Genomic DNA, 21,156 nt, shown 5'->3' with positions numbered 1-21,156 from the left:
TGCAGCTACGTTACAATGACCGCGGGAAAATTCCTAACCGGTTTGGTCTATTAATCAGGTTTTAACAATACGTTAGGCCTATCACCTGGTGAATTTGGGTTAATTATATTTAACTCATTGAATTTATTAGTTTCGCAAGGTGAGAGGATTCATCTTTTTCTGATGGATTTTTACACGCTAATGTAAGCATGGCTGAATTTTAACTGTAAAAACAGTAACTTTTGTCACGATGTTAATCGTGTGTTATCGCAAATTTCATTGCGCACGCTCTCTGCCTCCGCGATAATGTTCGCAACATAACCTATGCATAATCCTTTCCTCGTCGGGCCTAACGACGCGGAAGGGATTTTTTTTGGCTATACCTGTAACACCTTTAACGTGTGGTGACCGGCAGAGCCGGTTTTCGTATCAACAGAGGACTTTTTATGTATAACACCCTGGGCAATCAGTACGACAACTCCCTGGTATCCAACGCCTTCGGTTTCATGCGTTTCCCACTCAACTTCCAGCCATACGATAGCGATGCCGAGTGGGTGATTACCGGTGTACCTTTTGATGCTGCTACCTCTGGCCGTCCTGGTAGCCGCCTTGGGCCGGGTGCGATTCGCCAAATCTCAACCAACCTCGCCTGGGAAGGTTGCCGCTGGCCGTGGGATTTCGATCTGCGTCAGCGTCTGCGCGTAGTCGACTGTGGTGATTTGGTGTATGCGTTCGGTGATTCACAGGATCTGTCCGATAAGCTGCAAGCCCATGCTGAGAAGCTGCTGGCAAACGGCAAGCGCATGCTGACTTTCGGTGGAGATCACTACATCAGCCTGCCGCTGCTGCGTGCGCACGCCAAGCACTTCGGCAAAATGGCGCTGGTGCATTTTGATGCGCACACCGATACCTACTCCAACGGTCCAACCTTCGACCACGGCACCATGTTCTACACTGCGCCGCAGGAAGGCCTGATCGATCCGCATCATTCCGTACAGATTGGTATCCGTACTGAGTTTGATAAGAGCCTCGGCTTTAATGTACTGGATGCTGCGCAGGTGAACGATCGCAGCGTGGATGACATTCTGGCGGAAGTTAAACGCACCGTGGGCGATCTGCCGGTTTATCTGACCTTTGATATCGACTGCCTCGACCCGGCGCACGCGCCTGGTACCGGTACGCCGGTTATCGGTGGCTTGACCAGCGATAAAGCCACCAAACTGGTGCGCGGCCTTCAGGGGATGAATATCGTCGGAATGGATCTGGTAGAAGTGGCACCAGGCTATGACCAGTCTGATATCACTGCACTGGCGGCGGCAACTCTGGCGCTGGATATGCTGCACGTTCAGGCAGCAACTAAGCGTTAATTAATTATTGAGGGCAGGGCGTGTCTTTGTCCTCAATATCTATAACCTTTATTCAATGTTATTTTTATCTGTCTGATTGATAATATCAGTCATTGTTTGTTCTTGAATAAAAATTAGTAGAGGGAAAATGTTTGATGATATAGCTCAGCTGTTATTTAAGCTTGCTGAGTCCTACAACGGTAACGGGTTCTGTTGTTTGCTTCGCCAGTTGTAGAGCTTGGATTTGTATGGACTTAGTTCGCGTGCTACAGAGGCTACACTAATATGTTTGACCAGCTTCAGGGCTTCATCACGAAATTCGGTCATATATTGCTTACGGAGTTTTCGGTTAACGGGTAAAAGTTTTGTCATGTGATTCACCCCTGGTTGGAATTTTACTCACTTAGTTGCGTGCCCACTATTGGTGAATAGGAACACAGTTCCCTCTACATAGTCTACTATTGGGTGTTGGTGAATGATTTCTTTGTAGCGTTGAGCTATTAAAAAGGATTAAAAAAAGTATATCGCATATTATTAATCAATCAATCGTCCAATTAACCAATCAATCGGTCAGTTAATCAGTCAATCACATAGGAAAGTAATGTTAAAATATAGGCTGGATATTGAATAAATACACCCGTTAAATTTTCTTTGGTTTTGATGTTGACTTTTTATTCATAAAAACCAGATCTAGGAATGGTTGATATTTAATTGCGCACCTGATAAAATCCAATTCGAATGCACGTTGGTTTTACTTGTTTACCTTAGTCGTTCACCTTATTAAACGCTTAGGGATTCGATGTGTTGCCGTCTTCCCACTGTTCAAGCTATTTAGAGTGTAAGGTGTTTTAAATAATTAAAAGATGGAGTTAGAAATGAAAAAAAATGCCTTAATGTTTGTCATTAATGAAAGCATGGTTTTTGCTTTGGGTGCGACACTACTTAATTTAAAAGATAAAAACCCTAATTTTCTATATGATGTAGTAGTGATGCATGATGGTTTATCACAAGAGGCCATTCATGATTTAAGTAGTGTAAACGAGAGTATAAAATTCTTTAAATATACACTTGGCGATTTTATTGCTGAACATGATGTCAATGGTGATAGTACGTTCTTTAAAAACTTCATTAAAAGATATAGTTTCTTATCTTTTGTAAAGTATAAAATTTTTGAGATGTTGGATTATTATAAGGCAATATTGTTTTTAGACGTCGATATTTTAATTCTAAAAGATATTAGTGCTATATTTCAACACCAAGGGGTTTCCTGGCGGAATGGGTTTAGCTTAAAGGAGAAACTATCTAGAAATAGAGTGAATAAAAAGTTTGATTTTTTAAATGATTTAGATGAGCGCTCTCCAGCACCAAACGGAGGGCTGATTTTTGTAGAGGATAGTATTCCATATAATGAAATGAAATTAATTGCTAAAAAATTTATTTCAGAAAATTATGCTAATTTCACTGCGCATATTGATGAAATATCTATAGCTCTCCCTGTTGCGATGTTGAATGTAAATTTAAACATCTTGAGCAGCAGTGAGTTTAATGTTGTACCAGAAATGGTTAATAATGACTCTCGCATTGTACATTTTGTAGGGAAAAAAATATGGGATGACCATGACATGATGTCAATATTCCCAGAGTGGTTAGGGTATTATGATGGCTGGGTTAAAAAATCGTCATTCAACTATCCAGATTTAAAAAGAATAAACAGAGGGCTTTATCTAAAACAAGTGAACTTAACTAACACTTGGCTTAAGACTCAAGAATTAATAGACCTTCCAGATGGATTGACTTTTAGTAATGAAACCAAAAACTTTTGGTACCCAATCTTTATAAAAAATAACAGAGATTCTTTCTATTTTGAATTGAAAAAGGGAAAGGATGAAAATCACTTCAAGATTGGTGTATGGTTTAAAAATGTTTATTTTTTAAACTCTAACTTCCTAGAACAGTTCCTACCCAAGATTGAAAAATTAAAATTTATTGATTGTAAAAAAAATGGGAACACAGGATTGTATCTGATAACTGACGACACGCACTATAAAGATCTTAACGATAAATTTCACTTAGTATATAATTTAACATTTGGTGAATATATGAAATCACCAATAGCGAAAAAAATCGACTAGCCTGAGATAAAGCTATCGCATCGCTACTAGGCTGTATTACGTAACCATTGATAAAAGAGTCGGATACAGCCCAGTTTCACCACCACCACAGCTTTTGATTGATTCAGCGAACGCGGGCGTCTGGCTGGGATAGTGCTCAGTAGTCGTTGCTAACGTCCTGAGCAGCTGAGCGTAGGATGCGCAGGGCGGCAATCACCACCACAGCGGTCAGTACGATAACGAGAGTTGGCAGCATAGGTCACCTCCTGTTGGTCTCTGTTATCAAAGCTAGCTGGCAATTGTTGCAGTAAGTTTGCGGTCGCCTGCAAATCCGCATGGCAGTTGTCTGATTTTTGTCTGGCAAAATAGGGTGTAATCCTGGGGTTTTGTCTGTTGATTGTGAGCAAGTTCACAAAACAGTGTCGAATTGCCAGAAACTGATTTTCCTCCTTTGTGATATCCCTCGGCGTGTTGGTAAATATTAATTGCTGATGATTCTTTTGCTGATATATTTCGCTTTGATTTTTACTGTTTGTTTTCTTCGTGCTTAATGATTTGATTTTTTATTAGCTGTTTGTTTAAAAGGAGTGGCTAATTATGTTTTATGGAAAAAAGGTGACATTGAGTCGTGAAGAGATAAAGAATATTTTACATAGTGCAGGGGAGCAGTGTTCAGCGCAAAGGCGAGCAAGAGAACAGATGAGCGGCATAGATAGAATGGCTGAGGAGAATCCGTTTAGTAAATTATCTCTTTCCGTTCGCACCACTGGGTCTGCGGGAGTGTTAAGTAAGCTGTTTTTAAAAAGTTAGCTGGTTTTTTAATGCATTGTTCCACAATGTAAAGTGTGACATCAGGAAAAGGCGTCTTCATAAGATTTTTCGTAAGGCATATATAAAGTCCCAAGCCCGTGATTGACAGCTATCGGCATTACACCGATAGCCTGCAAATTGTTGAGTAGGTGCTGCCTAACCTCAAAAATTATTTCCCGCCATCGGCCTTAATACGGTCGCGAATATGTTGGGCGCGTTCCGCTGAGGCGGGGTGGTCGTCAAACATGCTGCTTTGTTGGCCCTGTTCCAGCTTTGCCAGCTTCTCGAAACTGGTCACTAGCCCATTTGGGTTGATACCGCGTTTTTTCAGCAGATCATAAGAATAGTCATCCGCCTGAGATTCCTGGGTCTGGGAGAACTGCGCACTGACAAAACGCGCACTCAGGTCGCCAAGTTGAGACTGAGAAAGTGAAGCCAGCGTCCCGCCTACTGAACTCACCGCATTGCGCGCTGCTGCGGTCGCAAAGGCCACCTGCATCGCTTTGCGCGAATGGCCCAGCGCGACGTGGCCCATTTCATGGCCGACCACGGCTTCGACTTCATTGTCGCTCATCATATCCATCAGGCCGCTATAAACGCGGATGCAGCCGTTGGCCATCGCCCAGGCGTTCACGTCTTTGGTCTCATACACTTTATAGTTGGCAGGAATGCCATTGATGTTGTCACCCAGAGCGGCAGAGATACGGTTCAGGCGCTGCTGATAGCTGCTGTTGGCAGGGGCGATTTTGTTCTCTTTGTCCATCTGCTCGCAGGACTGGTTGCTGAGCTGCACCACCTGTTCGTTACTTAGCGTGTAAGCCTGGAACGCCTGCGCGCCAGATTGCATCAGTGCGCTGCTGTCCATTCCTTCGCAGCCGCTCAACACAACGGCGGCCCCTAAAACCAGTAAAGGCATCTTCTTCATTTAAAAACCCCAAAAGCAACGGTTGGATAAGCAATAACGGAATAAAAATAAAAAGTTCTCTTTCACTCAGGGCAGAGGGTAGGCGTCTTTATTGACGTATTTAACCTCCAGCCTGCGTGGCTATTGTGTACACAGCGCCTGAAGGGGTTCAATCAGAGTTTGGCTCGTCTTGTTGATCTTCCATCCTCTAATCCACTTATTCTTGTTTTGCCCGTTGAGCGCTTTCGGGTAACGTTAATCCCCCCTTAACGGAATAAGCGCCTCGCTATGCACCTCGATTTTCGGCAGTTAAGAAACTTCGTCGCCCTGGTGGAACAGGGTAGCTTTGGCCAGGCGGCAGATGTGGTATGCCTGTCGCAGTCAGCTTTCAGCCGCAGTATTCAGGCACTGGAACAGAGCGTGGGTCATCCGCTGATTGATCGGCAAAGTAAATTTCTGCAACTCACGCCCTACGGCCACAAGCTGCTGCCCTACGCACGGCGTTTTCAGGATTTAACCCTGGAGCTGAAGGGGCTGCTGCGGGAAGTGGATGATGAGCAGAACGGCGAACTGATTTTTGGCTGTGGCCCGGCACCCACGGCGCGTCTGATCCCGGCGGCGGTGGCGGAGTTTAATCGTCTGACGCCGCAGGCCAAAGTCAATTTTCGGGTCGATAACTGGAATGCGCTTCGCATCGCGCTGGCAAGCGGTGAACTGCCGTTTGTGGTGGCGGATACCTGGCACGCGGAGCTGGATACGCAACTGCGAGTGCAGCCGTTACGCTCACAGCGCTGTTTCTTTATTTGTCATCGTAGCCACCCGCTGGCACGCCGGGAGGCGGTTACGGCACAAGAGCTGATGCGCTACCCACTTGCAGCACCCTATTTACCGCCGGGGGTACGCAAAGTGCTGGCAACGCTGAGCGGCCAGGCTGATTACACACCTGCTATTCAGTGCGATCACATCTATGCGCTGCTGAGCATTCTTGCGCAAAGTCAGGCGATCAGCTTCGCCAGTGAAGACGGCTTTCAACTCTGTCGCCAGAGCCATCAACTGGTCAAGCTGGAGCTACGCGATGTGCCCGATGAGTGGCGTTTTATGCAGACCCGCTTTGGGCTGATTTCTCCCGCCCAGCAGGCGCGGACGCCGCTGGTGGATAAAATGACGGACATCATCCTGCTCACCGATGAACAGCAGCAGTGGCAGGATGAAGGGCAGGGCAGTTAACTGCCGCTCTGGGTTTTGCCACTGGCGTCATATTGTGGCCAGTGCTGCTCCAGTTGCAGCGTCTTCAAGGCGTTATCAACAAACTGGCCGTCGATCCAGGTAGCGGCATCAAAGCCTTTACGAATCAAACGGTCCTGCTGCGCCTGTTGAATGCTGGTACTGAAACTGCTGAGCAGGAAAGGATCGCGCCGTGGCGAGGTGTCAAAGTTGAGATAATTTGTCTGCATCTCTTGCAGCAACAGATCCGCCGGTAGCTGGCTATGTTGTGCCATCTCCTGCGCCCATGCTTCACGCTGCTGTACATCGCTGATGGTGGCGGCATTCTGTACCAGCACATTAATGATGCTCTGCGTGATGTCCGGGTGCTGCTGAATAAACGCATCAGTACCCACAAACCCGGCCTGAGTCGTGTTCGCCAGGCCAAAATCACTGCTGCGGGCGACGATGTTAATGGCCGTGCTTTTCAGCGCCAGTAGCGATACACCGCCCCATACGGCATCGACTCTTCCCGCCGCCAGGGCGGCTTTGGCGGCATTCCAGTCGAGATTAATCACTTGAATATCCCGCTCGCTCAACCCTTTGCTGGCCAGCGTACGGTCAAAGGAGAGCTGATCGGCCGTGCCGCGATAAACCGCCACGCGTTTGCCTTTGAGATCGGTAATCTGCTGGATGCCGGAGGCCTGGGTAGCGGCGAGCCAACAGTCAGAACCGCGACTGCCGAGCAGCAGGCGCGTCTGCAATCCGCTGGCGCGGCCAATAATTGCCGCCAGGTCGCCGAGGTAGGCGAAATCCAGCTGCTGGTTTGCCAGCGCCTCATTCACCGCCGGGCCAGCCCCTTTAAAGAACTGCCACTTTACCGTAACGCCTTGCGATTGCAGGCTCTGCTCTAGCTGATGGCGCATAAATGCCATCCCCACGGGGCCGCCAATAAAGGGTTTATTGCCCGCGCTCTGGTCCGGGACGCCAATGCGAACGGTTAACGCCTCAGCGCTGACGGCGGTTGAGGCGAGGCAAATCAAGGCCACCGCCCACAGTCTGACATAGCGACTCACTGCTGCTCTCATCACTCACTCCTTGCTGTTTTTGCGATAGCTAAGCAGGCGCTAGTGGGTTGAGATAAATACCGTTTCCGGCAAAACACAGCAGAAAAACAGCTAAATCACAGCGGGCCGGGGCTGGCGTGGCGCATGCATTTATTGCATCGGGGATATTCGTCGAATGCATTAGGCAGCGTGGGGGTAAATGCCTTTTGCTGTCGGCTTTCCCGCATCCCGAGGCCGATAGCCATGTCTTTGATGATCCTGAAACTGCGCAAGCCCAAGGCATGGTCTCTTCGTGTTAATGGCTGGTCGCTGCTGCTGCCACTCTGCCTGCTGGGTCTGTGGCAGCTCACCGCGATATGCCATTGGATGCCAGACCAGATTGTGCCTGCGCCCGCTACGGTGCTGGCAACGGGCTTGTCTCTGCTCCAGGGCGATCTGCTTGCGCAGTGGTGGAGCAGCCTGCATCAACTGATTATCGGCGTGGTCCTGGGGATCATCGCGGGCAGCCTGCTGGGACTGCTGTTTGGTTTATCTCGCCGCGCCAGTGCCTGGCTGGAGCCACTGTTTTGGCTGCTGGTGCAAATCCCTACGCTGGGCTGGATCCCGCTGTTTATGGTGATGTTTGGTATTGGTGATGGCCTGAAACTGGCGGTGCTGATCAAAAGCGTACTGGTGCCGGTGACGCTCAATACCCAGCAGGCGGTGGAGAATCTGCCCGCCCAGCTCCGCGAAGTGGCGCAGGCCTTACTGCTTTCACCGCGTCAGCAGCTTCTGCGCTTAGTGATCCCTGCGAGCCTGCCGGGCTGGTTCACCGGCTGCCAGCTGGCGCTGGCCGAGGCATGGATCTCGCTGATTGTGGTGGAACTGTTGGCCTCGTCTTCTGGCATCGGTTACCTGATGGTGTGGGGGCGTCAGCTGTTCCAGTTAGATATCGTGTTCGTCACCATTGTGATTATTGGGCTGAGCGGCGTGATGCTCTCCTGGCTGGCGGCGCGGTTGCAGCAGCGGGTGATCTTCTGGCCGCAAACCGCCCTGAGTGTGCAACCTCCCGGCGCGAAAGCCAGCCTCCAGGGGATCGGGCTGCCGCTGATGCTGTTGGTGCTTTGGCAGGTGGCCAGCCACGAGCAGTGGATTGATGTGCGCCTGTTTGCCTCGCCCGCCGCAGTGATTGCCCGGCTGTATGCCGGGGTGGTGAGCGGTGAATTAAGCAGTGCGCTGGCACAGAGCTTGTTACGCATGGCGGCCGGTGCGCTGCTGGGTATTGGAGCCGGGCTGCTGGCGGGGATTGCGTTGGCGCAAAGCCCGTTTGCTCGGCGCTTAATCCTGCCTTCTCTCAATGCGCTGCGTCAGGTGGCCCTGTTTGCCTGGTTACCGCTGCTTAGCGCCTGGGTCGGGAATGATAACCCAGGCAAGATCACGTTTATTGCCCTCGCGGCCTTTTTCCCCATGACCATCAGCACCCTGAATGCGGCACTGCGTACCAGCCCCCAACTGATGGAAGTTGCTCAGGTGTTGCGCTTTAACCGGCTACAGCGACTGCGCTGGCTGGTGCTGCCCGGTGCTGCGCCTGGCATTTTTGCCGGGGTCAGGCTGGCGCTGATTTATGCCTGGCTCGGCAGCATCGGGGCGGAGTATTTCATGTCATCCGGCACCGGTATTGGCAGCCTGATGATTAACGCCCAACAGCTACTGGATATGCCCACCATTATGTCCGGCATGTTGCTGATTGGCCTGACGGGCGCGCTGCTTAACAAAGGTGGGCGCTTACTGGAACAACGCGCCACGCGCTGGCGTCAGCAGGAGGAGCTATGAGTCTGCAAACTGCCGTGGGCTTTCGCCACGTGCGCAAACAGTGGCAGCAGATAACCGCTATCGACAACTTTAGCCTTGATATTGCCGCCGGTGAGTTGGTGGCGCTGGTTGGCAGCAGCGGCTGTGGCAAATCAACCTTGTTACGGCTGTTGGTCGGGCTGGATGGCGAGTTCGAAGGGGAAATTCAAATTGAGGGCAAGCCGATTAACGGCATTGGTGCGGATCGCGGCATCGTGTTTCAGGAACCGCGTCTGTTCCCCTGGCTGACCGTGGCGCAAAACGTCGCGTTGGGCCTGGCGAGTGAATCCCTCAGTCGGGAAGCCGAGCAGAGCCGGGTAGCGGAGATGCTCAAGCTGGTGCATCTGGCCGATTTTGCCAGCGCCTTACCGGCACAACTTTCCGGTGGCATGGCACAGCGCGTGGCGATTGCCCGTGGTCTGGTGGCTCAGCCGCGCATTCTGATGCTGGATGAGCCGTTCAGCGCGCTGGATGCGCTGACCCGTCACAGCCTGCAACAGGCGCTACTGGAAATTCATCAACGTCAGGGCACCACTACCCTGATCGTAACGCATGATGTGGAAGAGGCGGTGGCGTTGGCGGATCGCATTGTGGTGCTGTCGCCGCGACCGGGAAGGATTCGCCGCACGGTTCCACTCGACTTCCCCCATCCAAGAGAGCGTGACAGCGCCGCCTTCAGTGCCCTCTGTACGCAAATTCGCAACCTGATTGTTCAGCCCGATAAGGAGTTTTAAATGGGTCATCCTAGCGTTTATCCCACCGGAACCACGTTGTTCGATCCCGCCCAAACCTGGAGCGGATATACCCTGTTTCAGGGAACGGACACTGGCGCGGTGCTGATCGATATGAACGGCAAAGTGGTGCGTTTGTGGCCCAATCTGCACGGTTTCCCCAATAAATTGCTGCCGGATGGCAGCATTCTCGGCCACAGCGGTGAGCGTGATCCACGTTACGGCATGCAGGATATGCTGGATTTGGTGCAGGTGGATTGGGAAGGCAACGTGACGTGGCGTTTTGACCGCTACGAGCACATCAGCGATCCCGGTCAGGAGCCGCGCTGGATGGCGCGAGCGCACCACGACTACCAGCGCAGCGGCAATCCCGTGGGGTATTACGCACCGGGGCTGGAGCCGCAGGTCGAGGGGGGCAATACGCTGATTCTGGCCCATACCAACCTGCACAACAGCAAAATCTCAGATAAACAGCTGCTGGATGACACCATCATTGAAGTGGACTGGCAAGGCAACGTGGTGTGGGAGTGGCGCTGTAGCGACCATTTCGAAGAGCTGGGCTTTGATGATGCCGCCCGTTCAGCGCTGTGGAATAACCCCAATATGCGCAGCAGCGGTGGCGGAATGGGCGACTGGATGCACATCAACTCAATGTCCGCACTGGGGCCGAACAAGTGGTTTGATGCCGGCGATCAACGTTTCCACCCTGATAACATCATCTGGGATGCGCGTGAGTCGAACATCATTGCGATTATCGATAAGCAGAGCGGCGCTATTGTCTGGCAGCTGGGGCCGGATTACAGCACACCAGAGCTCAAACATATTGGCTGGATTATCGGCCAGCACCATGCACATATGATCCCGCAGGGGCTGCCTGGCGCGGGTAATATCCTGATTTTCGATAACGGCGGCTGGGCGGGTTATGGTGCGCCAAACCCCGCATCACCTGATGGCGTAAAGAATGCCTGGCGTGACTATTCGCGCATTCTGGAGATCAACCCGGTGACGTTGGATGTGGAGTGGCGCTACTCACCGTATGAAGCCGGTTTACCTCATCCCACCGACTCCTACCGTTTTTACAGCCCGTACATCAGCAACGCGCAGCGGCTGGAAAACGGCAATACCCTGATCAACGAAGGTTCCAACGGGCGCATTTTCGAAGTCACCGCCGATCACCAGGTCGTGTGGGAGTATATTTCGCCGTTCTGGGGCAAGTCGCTGAATAACAATATGGTGTACCGCGCTTATCGCGTGCCCTATAGCTGGGTGCCGCAATTAACTCAGCCGGAGGAGACCGCCGTGGAAGCGGTGGATGTACGCCAGCTTCGCCAGCCGGGTGCTGCACCTGCTGCTGCGCCAGAGAGCGTGGTGCAGGTGGCCGGGGTGCAGCCTTATCTCGACAGTGCCGATGCACTTTGCGTCGCAACGGATAACTCAACGCTGCTGCGCAGCCCGAAACTGTTCCGCGTCGAGGGCAGCCGTTTTGAAGAGATAACTGAGGCCGCAGCATGGCAAGAGCAGGGTGAAGTACTGCTGCTGGTAGGCGCGGAGCGTTGTGTTCACTGCCGTGGACTGTGGCGAGTGCTGGAGTCTGAGCCGTTAGAGGCGGCATTGAGTGCGCGGCGCACCCGCTATCTGAATGCCGATCTCCATGCCGGGCTGGCGACTCAGCTTAACGTGCGTAGCCTGCCCACGCTTATCCGTTTCCGGAATGGCGCAGAGGTGCAGCGCCGCAGTGGTATTGCTACCACCGCCGAGCTGCTGGCCTGGCTGGAATAACGCGCCAGGGGGCAGTTCACGATGGACGGGGATCAGTCAACAGTGATCCCCGCAACGGCCAGGGTTAAGCTGTTATGGCCAGAGAAGAGTAATAGTGCAGTAAAGCCGGGGAAGGATTATGAATCATTACTTCACCTTTAATAATTATCTGAGCATTACGAACAGTTTTCGCCAGTAGGCGGCCATCCTCCCGATCAATTTCAAACTCAGAGATGCCAGCGTAATGCTCCACCGGGACACTCTCACCAACCGAAACAGGAAAAATATCCGCTGCGATGCTGCCTGACTGAGCACATGCATAAGCCAGGCAGCTTCCACCTGACACTGCGATTGAACCATGAACTTCCTTTGGTGTGAGGTAAATAATGCGTATCCCGCGCTGCTGAAGCTGCGAGCGTGCAACAATCCCCACTTTGGGTAAGGTGGTTGAAACGGCGATCTCCTGCTCGCTCATCAGATTACCTGCCTTATTTCTAAGCTTCATTCTCAGGCCAGCTTCAATACGGATCGCATCGATTCGCTGTAACAGAGAAGGGTTGGTTAACAGGATTTCAGCTTGCTCATCCCCTTTCAGGCCCAGGGAATCAGCGGCGATGATTACCATCGGTACGACGACATCCACGCAGCTGACCTCAACGCCATGAATTCGATCCCTCACATTTCCCGTAGGCAATGCCAGGCCGGTTTTGCTGCCTTCGGGATCAACAAATGCAACATCCACACGTGGGTAAGCTTCATTAATGCCGGGAATTTTGCAGCAGGCGAGTTGCTGATCAGACCGGGGATAAATACGGCAGCGTAGGGTTTTCCCCGTATTTATATTGTTGATGGTGATTTCATTGTCCTGTGCAATGGTCTTGATCAATCCAGCCTCATGTAACACCAGAGGAATGGCTGAGGACATATTGCCACAGTTAACGTTCCATGCTATCTGATTGCTGGTTGCTTCTAATTGGGCGAAGTTGCTAATAACAAATTTCTTATTCTTATCGATATCAATAATAAATGCTTTGTTAGTTGTACTTTTGCTTTTCCCTATTCCCTCGACCTGCTTATTTTTTCGGTTCTCCCCGTCTAAAGGAACGCCGAAGGTTTTTCGGAGAATTTCTTCTATCAATATCTCGCCTGAGGGTAATTGATTTTTGAAGAAAATGGCACCTGATGATGTTCCGCCACGCACATAGTAAACTGGGATAGTGATCATTTGCTGTCTTCCTTTCTCAGCGGTCTGATAATAGATTCGATAGGGGATACGTCTTCTTTGTAAGCCAGGCCGTAATCCCAGTTACGCTTAAAACTGTCCTTGTGAAAAGAACCGAAAATTCTGTCCCAGATCGGGAAGATAAAAGCATAATTACTTTGATTATTCTCTATTTGCTTATCATGATGTGGCTCATGGAATCGAGGCGTTGTTATAAACCACGACAGTTTTTCCTCAACCTTGATGGGAATATAAAAGCGGGAATGATGATAGGTTGCTAACACAAATGCGATTAATGAATGTATGACAATTGTTTCCGCATTAATGCCAAATAGCATGATTACTGCGCAACTGACCAGTGTATGGAAAAATATTTCCAGAAAGTGAACCCTTAAGCCAGTGGTGACATCGAGATATTCATCTAAATGGTGGATTTCATGAAATTTCCAAAGAAATTCAATTTCATGACTTAAACGATGGAAAAAGTATCCTGCTATATCGAGAAGAACAACACCCGCAATAATAGCCAGAGCCTGACCTCCTCTTCCAATAAACGATGTTAAAGGATGATGAGCTGAAAAAGCAATCATTGGCACAAAGAACAGCAGAGTAAAAATTTTTGAGGCCAGGTAGGTCGTGACATTTGTTGCCCAGTGCTGTTTAAAGCGCGCGTTTTTGACGGTATTCCTGAAGTAAATTGCAAATTCAATCATAAACAACAGTACGAACCAGGTGATCAGATAGTGATTAAGCAAAAAAGACATTAATTAACTCCATTTATCATTTGACGTCTTTTTTTTACACGCTTGCAACATTTCGGTGTGTAAATTTTAGTAAAGATGATGCTTTAGTGTAAGTTTATGGGCGTCTTTTTGATGTTTTTTTGCTGTAGTTCATTCATAAATAGTCATTTTTTAGATATATCTAAATTATTTCCCCACACATAAAATGGTTGTAATTTGTTATTTTTTCTTATGTTTATTGGTTTCTTTTTTTAATGATTCAATTGGCTCGTTTTGTTAACTATATAAAAACCAGCATTAACACTTTTCGTGGGTAATAGGGCAGCGATTCACCACAGCACAATTAGGGGCATTTTTTTCTTAATTACCGCCCAACAGCACCACCTCCAGTAAAATCAAGCACCTGACTTGTGCCCTGGATTGTAAACAGCTTGTTTCACGCTTTCGTACGAAAGAGGAGCTGCTGAATGCAGTCAGTTGCGCACAGAATTAGCCTTTGTGGCATGTACTTTTGCCCTGATTATCATGTACATTGATGGGCGACTTTATTCTTGCCTTGTACGATAACTGATTAATTACAATAAGTTAGGTTCGGCGAGGCATCAATCCGACCTGGAGTTAAAAATGCCCTCTCGTAAAGAGCTTGCCAACGCCATTCGCGCGTTAAGTATGGATGCAGTACAGAAAGCCAAATCGGGACACCCGGGTGCCCCAATGGGCATGGCAGACATCGCCGAAGTGCTGTGGCGTGGTTTCCTGAACCACAACCCAACTAACCCGCAGTGGGCAGATCGCGACCGCTTTATTCTGTCTAACGGCCACGGTTCCATGCTGATCTACAGCCTGCTGCACCTCACCGGTTATGACCTGCCAATCAGCGAGCTGGAAAACTTCCGTCAACTGCACTCTAAAACTCCAGGTCACCCGGAATACGGCTACACCGTGGGTGTAGAAACCACCACTGGCCCACTGGGGCAGGGTATTGCTAACGCCGTGGGCTTCGCAATTGCAGAGCGCACGCTGGCAGCACAGTTCAACCGTCCTGGCCATGACATCGTTGACCACAACACCTATGTGTTCATGGGCGACGGCTGCATGATGGAAGGTATCTCCCATGAAGTGTGTTCACTGGCGGGTACCCTGAAGCTGGGCAAACTGGTCGCATTCTATGATGACAACGGTATCTCTATCGATGGTCACATTGAAGGCTGGTTCACCGACGATACCGCGATGCGTTTCGAGTCTTACGGCTGGCACGTTATCCGTGGCGTAGATGGTCACGATGCAGCGGCAATCACCAAAGCAGTAGAAGAAGCGCAGGCGGTTACCGATAAGCCTTCACTGCTGATGTGCAAAACCATCATCGGTTTTGGTTCACCAAACAAAGCGGGTACGCACGATTCACACGGCGCACCGCTGGGTGATGAAGAGATCGCACTGACCCGTAAGCAGCTGGGCTGGAACCACGCACCATTTGAAATCCCTTCAGACATCTATGCTGAGTGGGATGCGAAAGAAGCGGGCCAGGCGAAAGAAGCCGCCTGGAACGAGAAGTTCGCGGCTTACGCACAGGCGTTCCCGGAGCTGGCGGCAGAGTTCACCCGTCGTAGCACCAACGCACTGCCAGCTAACTGGCAGGAAGAGTCACAGAAATTCATCGAGCAGCTGCAGGCGAATCCGGCGAAAATCGCTAGCCGTAAAGCTTCTCAGAATGCAATCGAAGCGTTCGGTAAGATCCTGCCAGAATACCTCGGCGGTTCTGCGGACCTGGCACCAAGTAACCTCACCATGTGGTCAGGTTCTAAGCCAATCAACGAAGATGCAGCCGGTAACTACATCCATTACGGCGTGCGCGAATTCGGTATGACCGCGATTGCCAACGGCATCTCACTGCACGGCGGCTTCCTGCCGTACACCGCAACCTTCCTGATGTTCGTGGAATATGCGCGTAACGCTGCGCGTATGGCCGCTCTGATGAAAATCCGTCAGGTACTGGTCTACACCCACGACTCCATCGGTCTGGGTGAAGATGGTCCAACGCACCAGCCGGTTGAGCAGATCGCCAGCCTGCGTACTACCCCGAACATGAGCCTGTGGCGTCCATGTGACCAGGTAGAATCTGCGGTGGCGTGGAAATATGCTATCGAACGTCAGGATGGCCCATCGGCGCTGATCTTCTCTCGTCAGAACCTGGCGCAGCAGGATCGTACCCCTGAGCAGTTGGCAAACGTAGCACGCGGTGGTTATGTGCTGAAAGACAGCGCTGGCCAGCCAGAGCTGATCCTGATCGCGACCGGTTCAGAAGTTGAACTGGCTGTAGCCGCTTACGACAAGCTGACCAGCGAAGGCCGTAAAGTGCGCGTCGTGTCTATGCCATCAACCGATGCCTTCGACAAGCAGGACGCGGCTTACCGTGAATCTGTGCTGCCAAAAGCGGTTGCTGCGCGTGTGGCTATCGAAGCAGGCATCGCGGATTACTGGTACAAGTACACCGGCCTGAACGGCGCTATCGTCGGCATGACCACCTTCGGTGAGTCTGCCCCTGCGGAAAAACTGTTCGATCTGTTCGGTTTCACCGTAGAAAACGTTGTCGCTAAAGCGAAAGAATTGCTGTAATTCTCGCCATTATTCTTACGGGCGGCCACTGTGCCGCCCGTTTGTTATTCCACCAGCCCGATTTTTATTCTCCCCTCACTGCGCTTTTAATCCGCATAAATTGTGATTCAGATCTAATTTTAGTCACTTTCCTTACCGCTAATGGTTCCCGTTATTCCTGTGATCATCTACTCTAGCTGAACCGTTTCAGTCATAGTGAAAGCTCAACGCCGACCTGCTGAAAAACAGGAGAAAATTCCTGTACAAATTGCCCTGAAACGCTCAGGCTAACGGCACCTTTTTTTGCAGGACTGGCAGGGTTATGACCATTCGGGTAGCAATCAATGGCTTTGGCCGTATTGGACGCAACGTATTGCGGGCGCTGTATGAAACAGGGCGTCGTGCCGAAATTAGCGTGGTTGCGGTCAACGAACTGGCACCGGCAGAGGGCATGGCGCATCTGCTGAAGTACGACACCAGCCATGGGCGCTTTGCCTGGGATGTTCGTCAGGAAAGAGATCAGCTGTGCGTGGGTGATGACACCATCCGTATTCTGCATCTTTCTGAAATTAAGGATTTGCCGTGGGGCGATCTGAACGTTGACGTGGTGCTGGACTGCACCGGCGTGTATGGCAGTCGTGCCGATGGCGAAGCCCATTTGCAGGCTGGAGCGAAAAAAGTGCTGTTTTCCCATCCGGGTGGAAACGACCTCGATGCCACCGTGGTGTTTGGCGTGAACGAGCAGGAGCTGAAACAGGAACATCGCATTGTGTCGAATGCCTCCTGTACCACGAACTGCATCATTCCGGTCATCAAACTGTTGGATGATGCTTTTGGCATTGAGTCCGGCACGGTGACCACCATCCACTCGGCGATGCACGATCAGCAGGTGATTGACGCCTATCACAGCGACCTGCGCCGTACCCGAGCGGCCAGCCAGTCAATCATTCCGGTGGATACGAGACTGGCGGCGGGGATTACCCGTATTTTTCCGAAATTTAACGACCGCTTTGAAGCTATAGCGGTGCGCGTGCCGACGATTAACGTCACGGCGATTGATCTCAGCGTCACTGTGAGTCAGCCTGTGGCGGCCTGTGACGTCAACGCAGTGCTGCGCTCGGCTTCGGAAGGGGCATTCCGTGGTATAGTTGACTATACGGAATTACCGTTAGTCTCTGTCGATTTTAATCACGATCCGCACAGTGCCATTGTCGATGGCACGCAGACGCGGGTCAGTGGTCAGCACCTGATCAAGACCCTGGTCTGGTGCGATAATGAGTGGGGCTTTGCTAATCGTATGATTGATACTACGTTAGCGATGGCTGCCAAAGGTTTCAGCTAAGGCGCGGTCTGCGCCAGCAAACTTAAGCGAATCAACGAGAGGGTTCACCATGTCTGTAATTAAGATGAGCGATCTGGATCTGGCTGGTAAGCGTGTTCTGATCCGTGCCGATCTGAACGTGCCAGTTAAAGAAGGAAAAGTGACGTCTGACGCACGTATCCGTGCCTCCCTGCCGACCATCGAAGCCGCGCTGAAACAGGGTGCTAAAGTGATGGTTACCTCTCACCTGGGTCGTCCGACCGAGGGTGAATACAACGAAGAATTCTCCCTGCTGCCGGTAGTTAACTACCTGAAAGACAAGCTTAACGGCACCAAAGTGACCCTGGCTAAAGACTACCTCGAAGGCGTTGAGCTGTCTGCCGGTGAACTGGTGGTTCTGGAGAACGTGCGCTTCAACAAGGGCGAGAAAAAAGACGACGAAACCCTGTCGAAGAAATACGCTGCGCTGTGTGACGTCTTCGTGATGGATGCCTTCGGTACTGCGCACCGCGCACAGGCTTCTACCCACGGCGTTGGCAAGTTTGCTCCAGTAGCTTGTGCGGGTCCGCTGCTTTCTGCTGAGCTGGAAGCCCTGGGCAAAGTCATGAGCAACCCAGAGCGTCCACTGGTTGCCGTGGTTGGCGGTTCTAAAGTGTCGACCAAATTCGACGTGTTGCAGTCACTGGTGAAAATCGCGGATACCGTGATTGTCGGCGGCGGCATCGCCAACACCTTCGTGGCAATTGACAACAACGTAGGTAAATCACTCTACGAGCCAGATTTCGTGGAAGCCGCGAAGAAACTGCGTGATGAGCACGGTATTCCGGTGCCAACTGACTCACGCGTGGGTACTGAGTTCTCTGAAACTGCACCTGCCACCGTGAAAAAAGTCTCAGAAGTGGCCGACAATGAAGAGATCATGGACTTCGGCGATGAAACTGCCCTGGCGATGGCTGACCTGCTGAAAAGCGCTAAAACCATCCTGTGGAACGGCCCGGTTGGCGTATTTGAATTCCCTAACTTCCGCAAAGGCACCGAAATCGTTGCCAACGCCATTGCAGACAGTGACGCATTCTCTGTTGCAGGCGGCGGTGATACGCTGGCCGCGATCGATCTGTTCGGCATTGAAGATAAAATCTCCTATATTTCTACCGGTGGTGGTGCATTCCTCGAGTTCGTGGAAGGCAAAATCCTCCCAGCTGTAGCGATGTTAGAAGAGCGCGCAAAACAGTAATTCTGGTGGGCAATGCTGTTGCATTGCCCTAAGCACTGCCCTCACGGGCATCCAATCCGATTCCTGCATGGAGTGGGAATTTACGGTAACCGAAACGGGACACAACCATGTCTAAAATTTTTGATTTCGTAAAACCAGGCGTTGTCACTGGCGATGACGTACAGAAAGTTTTCCAGGTCGCGAAAGAGAACAAATTCGCGCTGCCGGCCGTTAACTGCATCGGTACTGATTCGGTGAACGCCGTACTGGAAGCCGCTGCAAAAGTAAAAGCGCCGGTTATTATCCAGTTCTCTAACGGTGGTGCTGCGTTCTTCGCCGGTAAAGGCTTCAAATCTGACGTTCCTCAGCATGCTGCTATCCTGGGTGGTATCCTGGGTGCGCAACACGTTCACCTGATGGCGGAACACTACGGTGTGCCAGTTATCCTGCACACTGACCACTGCGCGAAGAAACTGCTGCCGTGGATCGACGGTCTGCTGGACGCAGGTGAAGAGCACTACAAGAAAACCGGTAAGCCACTGTTCTCTTCACACATGATCGACCTGTCTGAAGAGTCACTGGAAGAGAACATCGAGATCTCAAGCAAATACCTGGCGCGCATGGCGAAAATCGACATGACGCTGGAGATCGAACTGGGCTGCACCGGTGGTGAAGAAGATGGCGTAGATAACAGTCATATGGACGCTTCTGCACTGTACACCCAGCCAGAAGACGTGGATTACGCTTACGTTGAGCTGAGCAAAATCAGCCCACGTTTCACCATCGCGGCCTCTTTCGGTAACGTACACGGCGTGTACAAGCCAGGCAACGTGAAGCTGACTCCAACCATCCTGCGTGATTCTCAGGAATACGTGTCTAAAAAGCACAACCTGCCGCACAACTCGCTGGACTTCGTGTTCCACGGCGGTTCCGGTTCTTCTGCTGCAGAAATCGAAGAGTCAATTGGTTACGGCGTAATCAAGATGAACATCGATACCGATACCCAATGGGCAACCTGGGACGGCATCCTGCAGTATTACAAAAAGAACGAAGACTACCTGCAAGGCCAGTTGGGTAACCCAAATGGCGTAGATAGCCCGAACAAGAAATACTACGACCCACGTGTATGGCTGCGTGCTGCGCAGGCTTCAATGGTGGTGCGTTTAGAGCAGGCATTTAAAGAACTGAATAACATCGATACGCTGTAATTTCAGTATCATGCGATATAAAGGCTCTTCGGAGCCTTTTTTTATTCCTCCGGTTTCCCCCTCACATCCGCCCTCTGCTCCTCTCCTTACTTAACGATAGGTAAAGTTTATTTCATTGATTTTTCATATGTGTAATCGGTGATTTGTTTTTTATTGTTGTAATTCAATTGCTTGTTGTTTTTTATTTGGATGTTTTCGCCAGTGGGTGTGTGATTAACGTAACTGAAACATTAATTAATTTGACTATTTGTCGCGTGACTGGTATCACATTACGCAGTCAACAAAGTTCCTCACTGTCTCAGCACTAACCAGTTCTCACGATCGCGTCTTGTCGACGTGCGTTTGCGCACGACTTATTCATCTGGCTGAAAATCAGGAGTTGCGTATGTCTGTTCATCAGAGAGATTTTGCAGAAAATAACAGTGTTACCGCTGCGGAAATTGATATCAGTAAAAACATCTGGTTCCCGGAAAAATATGACACCCTCCGCAAACAGCTTATTCCGTCTTTCGATTTGCTCTATCAATCGGCGGTGAATACCCTTTTGATGTCAGTAAACCGGCCCGATCCGCGCATTATCGATCTTGGCGCAGGAACCGGGTTACTGAGTTTCCTGATCAAAGAAAAATTGCCCCAGGCGCGTATCACGCTGGCCGATCGCTCTGAGGCGATGCTGGCGGAAGCGCAGCGGCGTTTTCACGGTGTGGCAGGCATTGATTTTGTCCGTTTTGATCTGCAACAGCCACAGTTGCACGGCGAGTACGATGTGGTGGTGTCTGGTCTGGCGATTCATCACCTGAGCCACGAGGGTAAGCGCAAACTGTTCGGGGAAATTCAGGCGGCACTGGCACCACAAGGCGTGTTTATCAACGTGGAGCAGGTGAGTGCGCCGAATGACGTGATTGAGAAGATGTACGACATCCAGCATGAAAAGCATGTCGTGGACAGCAATACGCCACCGGAAGAGTGGCAGGCCGGACGCGAGCGTATGAAGCTGGATATCTGCGCGGAAGTTTATGATCAGCTAACCTGGCTGCGGGAAGCGGGATTCAGTGCAGCGGATTGTCTGGCAAAATCATGGCGCTTTGCCACTTACGCGGGCTGGAAGTAGGAGC

Annotated in this window: 16 protein-coding genes and 1 pseudogene; 12 read left to right on the top strand and 5 right to left on the bottom strand. The window is 50.8% G+C overall.

Annotated features, from left to right (window positions below):
* The first annotated feature begins 425 nt into the window (after window positions 1-425).
* Entirely contained in the window at window positions 426-1,346 is a 921-nt protein-coding gene (gene speB, locus F3J40_RS06100; RefSeq protein WP_167013001.1) for an agmatinase, read from the top strand.
* Window positions 1,347-1,532: 186 nt separating this feature from the next.
* Here speB and F3J40_RS06095 read toward each other — a convergent pair.
* Window positions 1,533-1,697 (bottom strand): annotated as a pseudogene (locus F3J40_RS06095) (transposase); the annotation flags it as partial.
* 503 nt (window positions 1,698-2,200) lie between these two features.
* Here F3J40_RS06095 and F3J40_RS06090 point away from each other — a divergent pair.
* Together F3J40_RS06090 and F3J40_RS06085 are read left to right on the top strand one after the other, a co-directional pair.
* The gene (locus F3J40_RS06090) at window positions 2,201-3,457 is read left to right on the top strand and encodes a glycosyltransferase (RefSeq protein WP_167012999.1); all 1,257 of its coding nucleotides are present in this window, start codon (window positions 2,201-2,203) and stop codon (window positions 3,455-3,457) included.
* A gap of 576 nt (window positions 3,458-4,033) precedes the next feature.
* Window positions 4,034-4,246, top strand: coding sequence for a hypothetical protein (locus F3J40_RS06085; RefSeq protein WP_167012998.1), 213 nt, complete (start codon window positions 4,034-4,036; stop codon window positions 4,244-4,246).
* Between the two features lie 169 nt (window positions 4,247-4,415).
* Here F3J40_RS06085 and loiP read toward each other — a convergent pair whose 3' ends face one another.
* Entirely contained in the window at window positions 4,416-5,171 is a 756-nt protein-coding gene (gene loiP / locus F3J40_RS06080) for a metalloprotease LoiP (RefSeq protein ID WP_167012997.1), read from the bottom strand.
* Between the two features lie 267 nt (window positions 5,172-5,438).
* On the opposite strand from loiP, the gene F3J40_RS06075 reads away from it, so the two are divergent.
* Window positions 5,439-6,377 carry a LysR family transcriptional regulator gene (locus tag F3J40_RS06075; protein ID WP_167012996.1) on the top strand — a complete coding sequence of 313 codons (939 nt, stop codon included), beginning with the start codon at window positions 5,439-5,441 and terminating at the stop codon, window positions 6,375-6,377.
* Here F3J40_RS06075 and F3J40_RS06070 read toward each other — a convergent pair.
* Entirely contained in the window at window positions 6,374-7,444 is a 1,071-nt protein-coding gene (locus F3J40_RS06070; RefSeq protein WP_167012995.1) for an ABC transporter substrate-binding protein, read from the bottom strand. The genes F3J40_RS06075 and F3J40_RS06070 overlap by 4 nt on opposite strands.
* 219 nt (window positions 7,445-7,663) lie before the next feature.
* On the opposite strand from F3J40_RS06070, the gene F3J40_RS06065 reads away from it, so the two are divergent.
* Genes F3J40_RS06065 through F3J40_RS06055 form a run of 3 tightly spaced genes read left to right on the top strand, consistent with a single transcriptional unit; the run spans window position 7,664 to window position 11,760 of the window.
* Complete coding sequence (locus F3J40_RS06065) at window positions 7,664-9,232, top strand: ABC transporter permease (protein ID WP_167012994.1); 1,569 nt, start codon at window positions 7,664-7,666, stop codon at window positions 9,230-9,232.
* The gene (locus tag F3J40_RS06060; protein ID WP_167012993.1) at window positions 9,229-9,984 is read left to right on the top strand and encodes an ABC transporter ATP-binding protein; all 756 of its coding nucleotides are present in this window, start codon (window positions 9,229-9,231) and stop codon (window positions 9,982-9,984) included. The genes F3J40_RS06065 and F3J40_RS06060 overlap by 4 nt, the downstream gene beginning before the upstream one ends.
* A complete protein-coding gene (locus tag F3J40_RS06055) occupies window positions 9,985-11,760 on the top strand; it encodes an aryl-sulfate sulfotransferase (protein WP_167012992.1) in 1,776 nt (591 codons plus the stop codon).
* Between the two features lie 64 nt (window positions 11,761-11,824).
* Here the strand turns inward: F3J40_RS06055 and F3J40_RS06050 are convergent, their stop codons facing one another.
* On the bottom strand, window positions 11,825-12,964 hold the full coding sequence (locus tag F3J40_RS06050) for a PrpF domain-containing protein (RefSeq protein WP_167012991.1): 1,140 nt from the start codon (window positions 12,962-12,964) through the stop codon (window positions 11,825-11,827).
* Window positions 12,961-13,725, bottom strand: coding sequence for a sterol desaturase family protein (locus F3J40_RS06045; RefSeq protein WP_167012990.1), 765 nt, complete (start codon window positions 13,723-13,725; stop codon window positions 12,961-12,963). The genes F3J40_RS06050 and F3J40_RS06045 overlap by 4 nt, the downstream gene beginning before the upstream one ends.
* 603 nt (window positions 13,726-14,328) lie before the next feature.
* Here F3J40_RS06045 and tkt point away from each other — a divergent pair.
* From tkt to F3J40_RS06020, 5 genes are all read left to right on the top strand, one after another.
* Window positions 14,329-16,320: a transketolase gene (tkt, locus tag F3J40_RS06040; RefSeq protein WP_167012989.1), complete on the top strand. Its 1,992-nt coding sequence runs from the start codon at window positions 14,329-14,331 to the stop codon at window positions 16,318-16,320.
* 301 nt (window positions 16,321-16,621) lie between these two features.
* Window positions 16,622-17,641, top strand: a complete 1,020-nt coding sequence (epd, locus tag F3J40_RS06035) for an erythrose-4-phosphate dehydrogenase (protein ID WP_017348477.1) — start codon at window positions 16,622-16,624, stop codon at window positions 17,639-17,641.
* Window positions 17,642-17,690: 49 nt separating this feature from the next.
* Window positions 17,691-18,854: a phosphoglycerate kinase gene (gene pgk / locus F3J40_RS06030; protein ID WP_167012988.1), complete on the top strand. Its 1,164-nt coding sequence runs from the start codon at window positions 17,691-17,693 to the stop codon at window positions 18,852-18,854.
* Window positions 18,855-18,961: 107 nt separating this feature from the next.
* Window positions 18,962-20,041, top strand: coding sequence for a class II fructose-bisphosphate aldolase (gene fbaA / locus F3J40_RS06025; RefSeq protein WP_167012987.1), 1,080 nt, complete (start codon window positions 18,962-18,964; stop codon window positions 20,039-20,041).
* Between the two features lie 385 nt (window positions 20,042-20,426).
* Window positions 20,427-21,152 carry a class I SAM-dependent methyltransferase gene (locus F3J40_RS06020; protein WP_167012986.1) on the top strand — a complete coding sequence of 242 codons (726 nt, stop codon included), beginning with the start codon at window positions 20,427-20,429 and terminating at the stop codon, window positions 21,150-21,152.
* The last annotated feature ends 4 nt before the right edge of the window (window positions 21,153-21,156 follow it).

It is taken from the genome of Candidatus Pantoea multigeneris, assembly GCF_011752615.1.
Classification (GTDB): domain Bacteria; phylum Pseudomonadota; class Gammaproteobacteria; order Enterobacterales; family Enterobacteriaceae; genus Pantoea; species Pantoea multigeneris.
This window is presented reverse-complemented; position numbering and strand designations above follow the sequence as displayed.

Coding starts and splice junctions, on each gene's coding strand:
- speB (WP_167013001.1), top strand. CDS start 426: ATGTATAACACCCTGGGCAATCAGTACGACAACTCCCTGGTATCCAAC.
- tkt (WP_167012989.1), top strand. CDS start 14,329: ATGCCCTCTCGTAAAGAGCTTGCCAACGCCATTCGCGCGTTAAGTATG.
- F3J40_RS06090 (WP_167012999.1), top strand. CDS start 2,201: ATGAAAAAAAATGCCTTAATGTTTGTCATTAATGAAAGCATGGTTTTT.
- loiP (WP_167012997.1), bottom strand. CDS start 5,171: ATGAAGAAGATGCCTTTACTGGTTTTAGGGGCCGCCGTTGTGTTGAGC.
- F3J40_RS06055 (WP_167012992.1), top strand. CDS start 9,985: ATGGGTCATCCTAGCGTTTATCCCACCGGAACCACGTTGTTCGATCCC.
- F3J40_RS06045 (WP_167012990.1), bottom strand. CDS start 13,725: ATGTCTTTTTTGCTTAATCACTATCTGATCACCTGGTTCGTACTGTTG.
- fbaA (WP_167012987.1), top strand. CDS start 18,962: ATGTCTAAAATTTTTGATTTCGTAAAACCAGGCGTTGTCACTGGCGAT.
- F3J40_RS06050 (WP_167012991.1), bottom strand. CDS start 12,964: ATGATCACTATCCCAGTTTACTATGTGCGTGGCGGAACATCATCAGGT.
- epd (WP_017348477.1), top strand. CDS start 16,622: ATGACCATTCGGGTAGCAATCAATGGCTTTGGCCGTATTGGACGCAAC.
- F3J40_RS06060 (WP_167012993.1), top strand. CDS start 9,229: ATGAGTCTGCAAACTGCCGTGGGCTTTCGCCACGTGCGCAAACAGTGG.
- F3J40_RS06020 (WP_167012986.1), top strand. CDS start 20,427: ATGTCTGTTCATCAGAGAGATTTTGCAGAAAATAACAGTGTTACCGCT.
- F3J40_RS06075 (WP_167012996.1), top strand. CDS start 5,439: ATGCACCTCGATTTTCGGCAGTTAAGAAACTTCGTCGCCCTGGTGGAA.
- F3J40_RS06065 (WP_167012994.1), top strand. CDS start 7,664: ATGTCTTTGATGATCCTGAAACTGCGCAAGCCCAAGGCATGGTCTCTT.
- F3J40_RS06085 (WP_167012998.1), top strand. CDS start 4,034: ATGTTTTATGGAAAAAAGGTGACATTGAGTCGTGAAGAGATAAAGAAT.
- pgk (WP_167012988.1), top strand. CDS start 17,691: ATGTCTGTAATTAAGATGAGCGATCTGGATCTGGCTGGTAAGCGTGTT.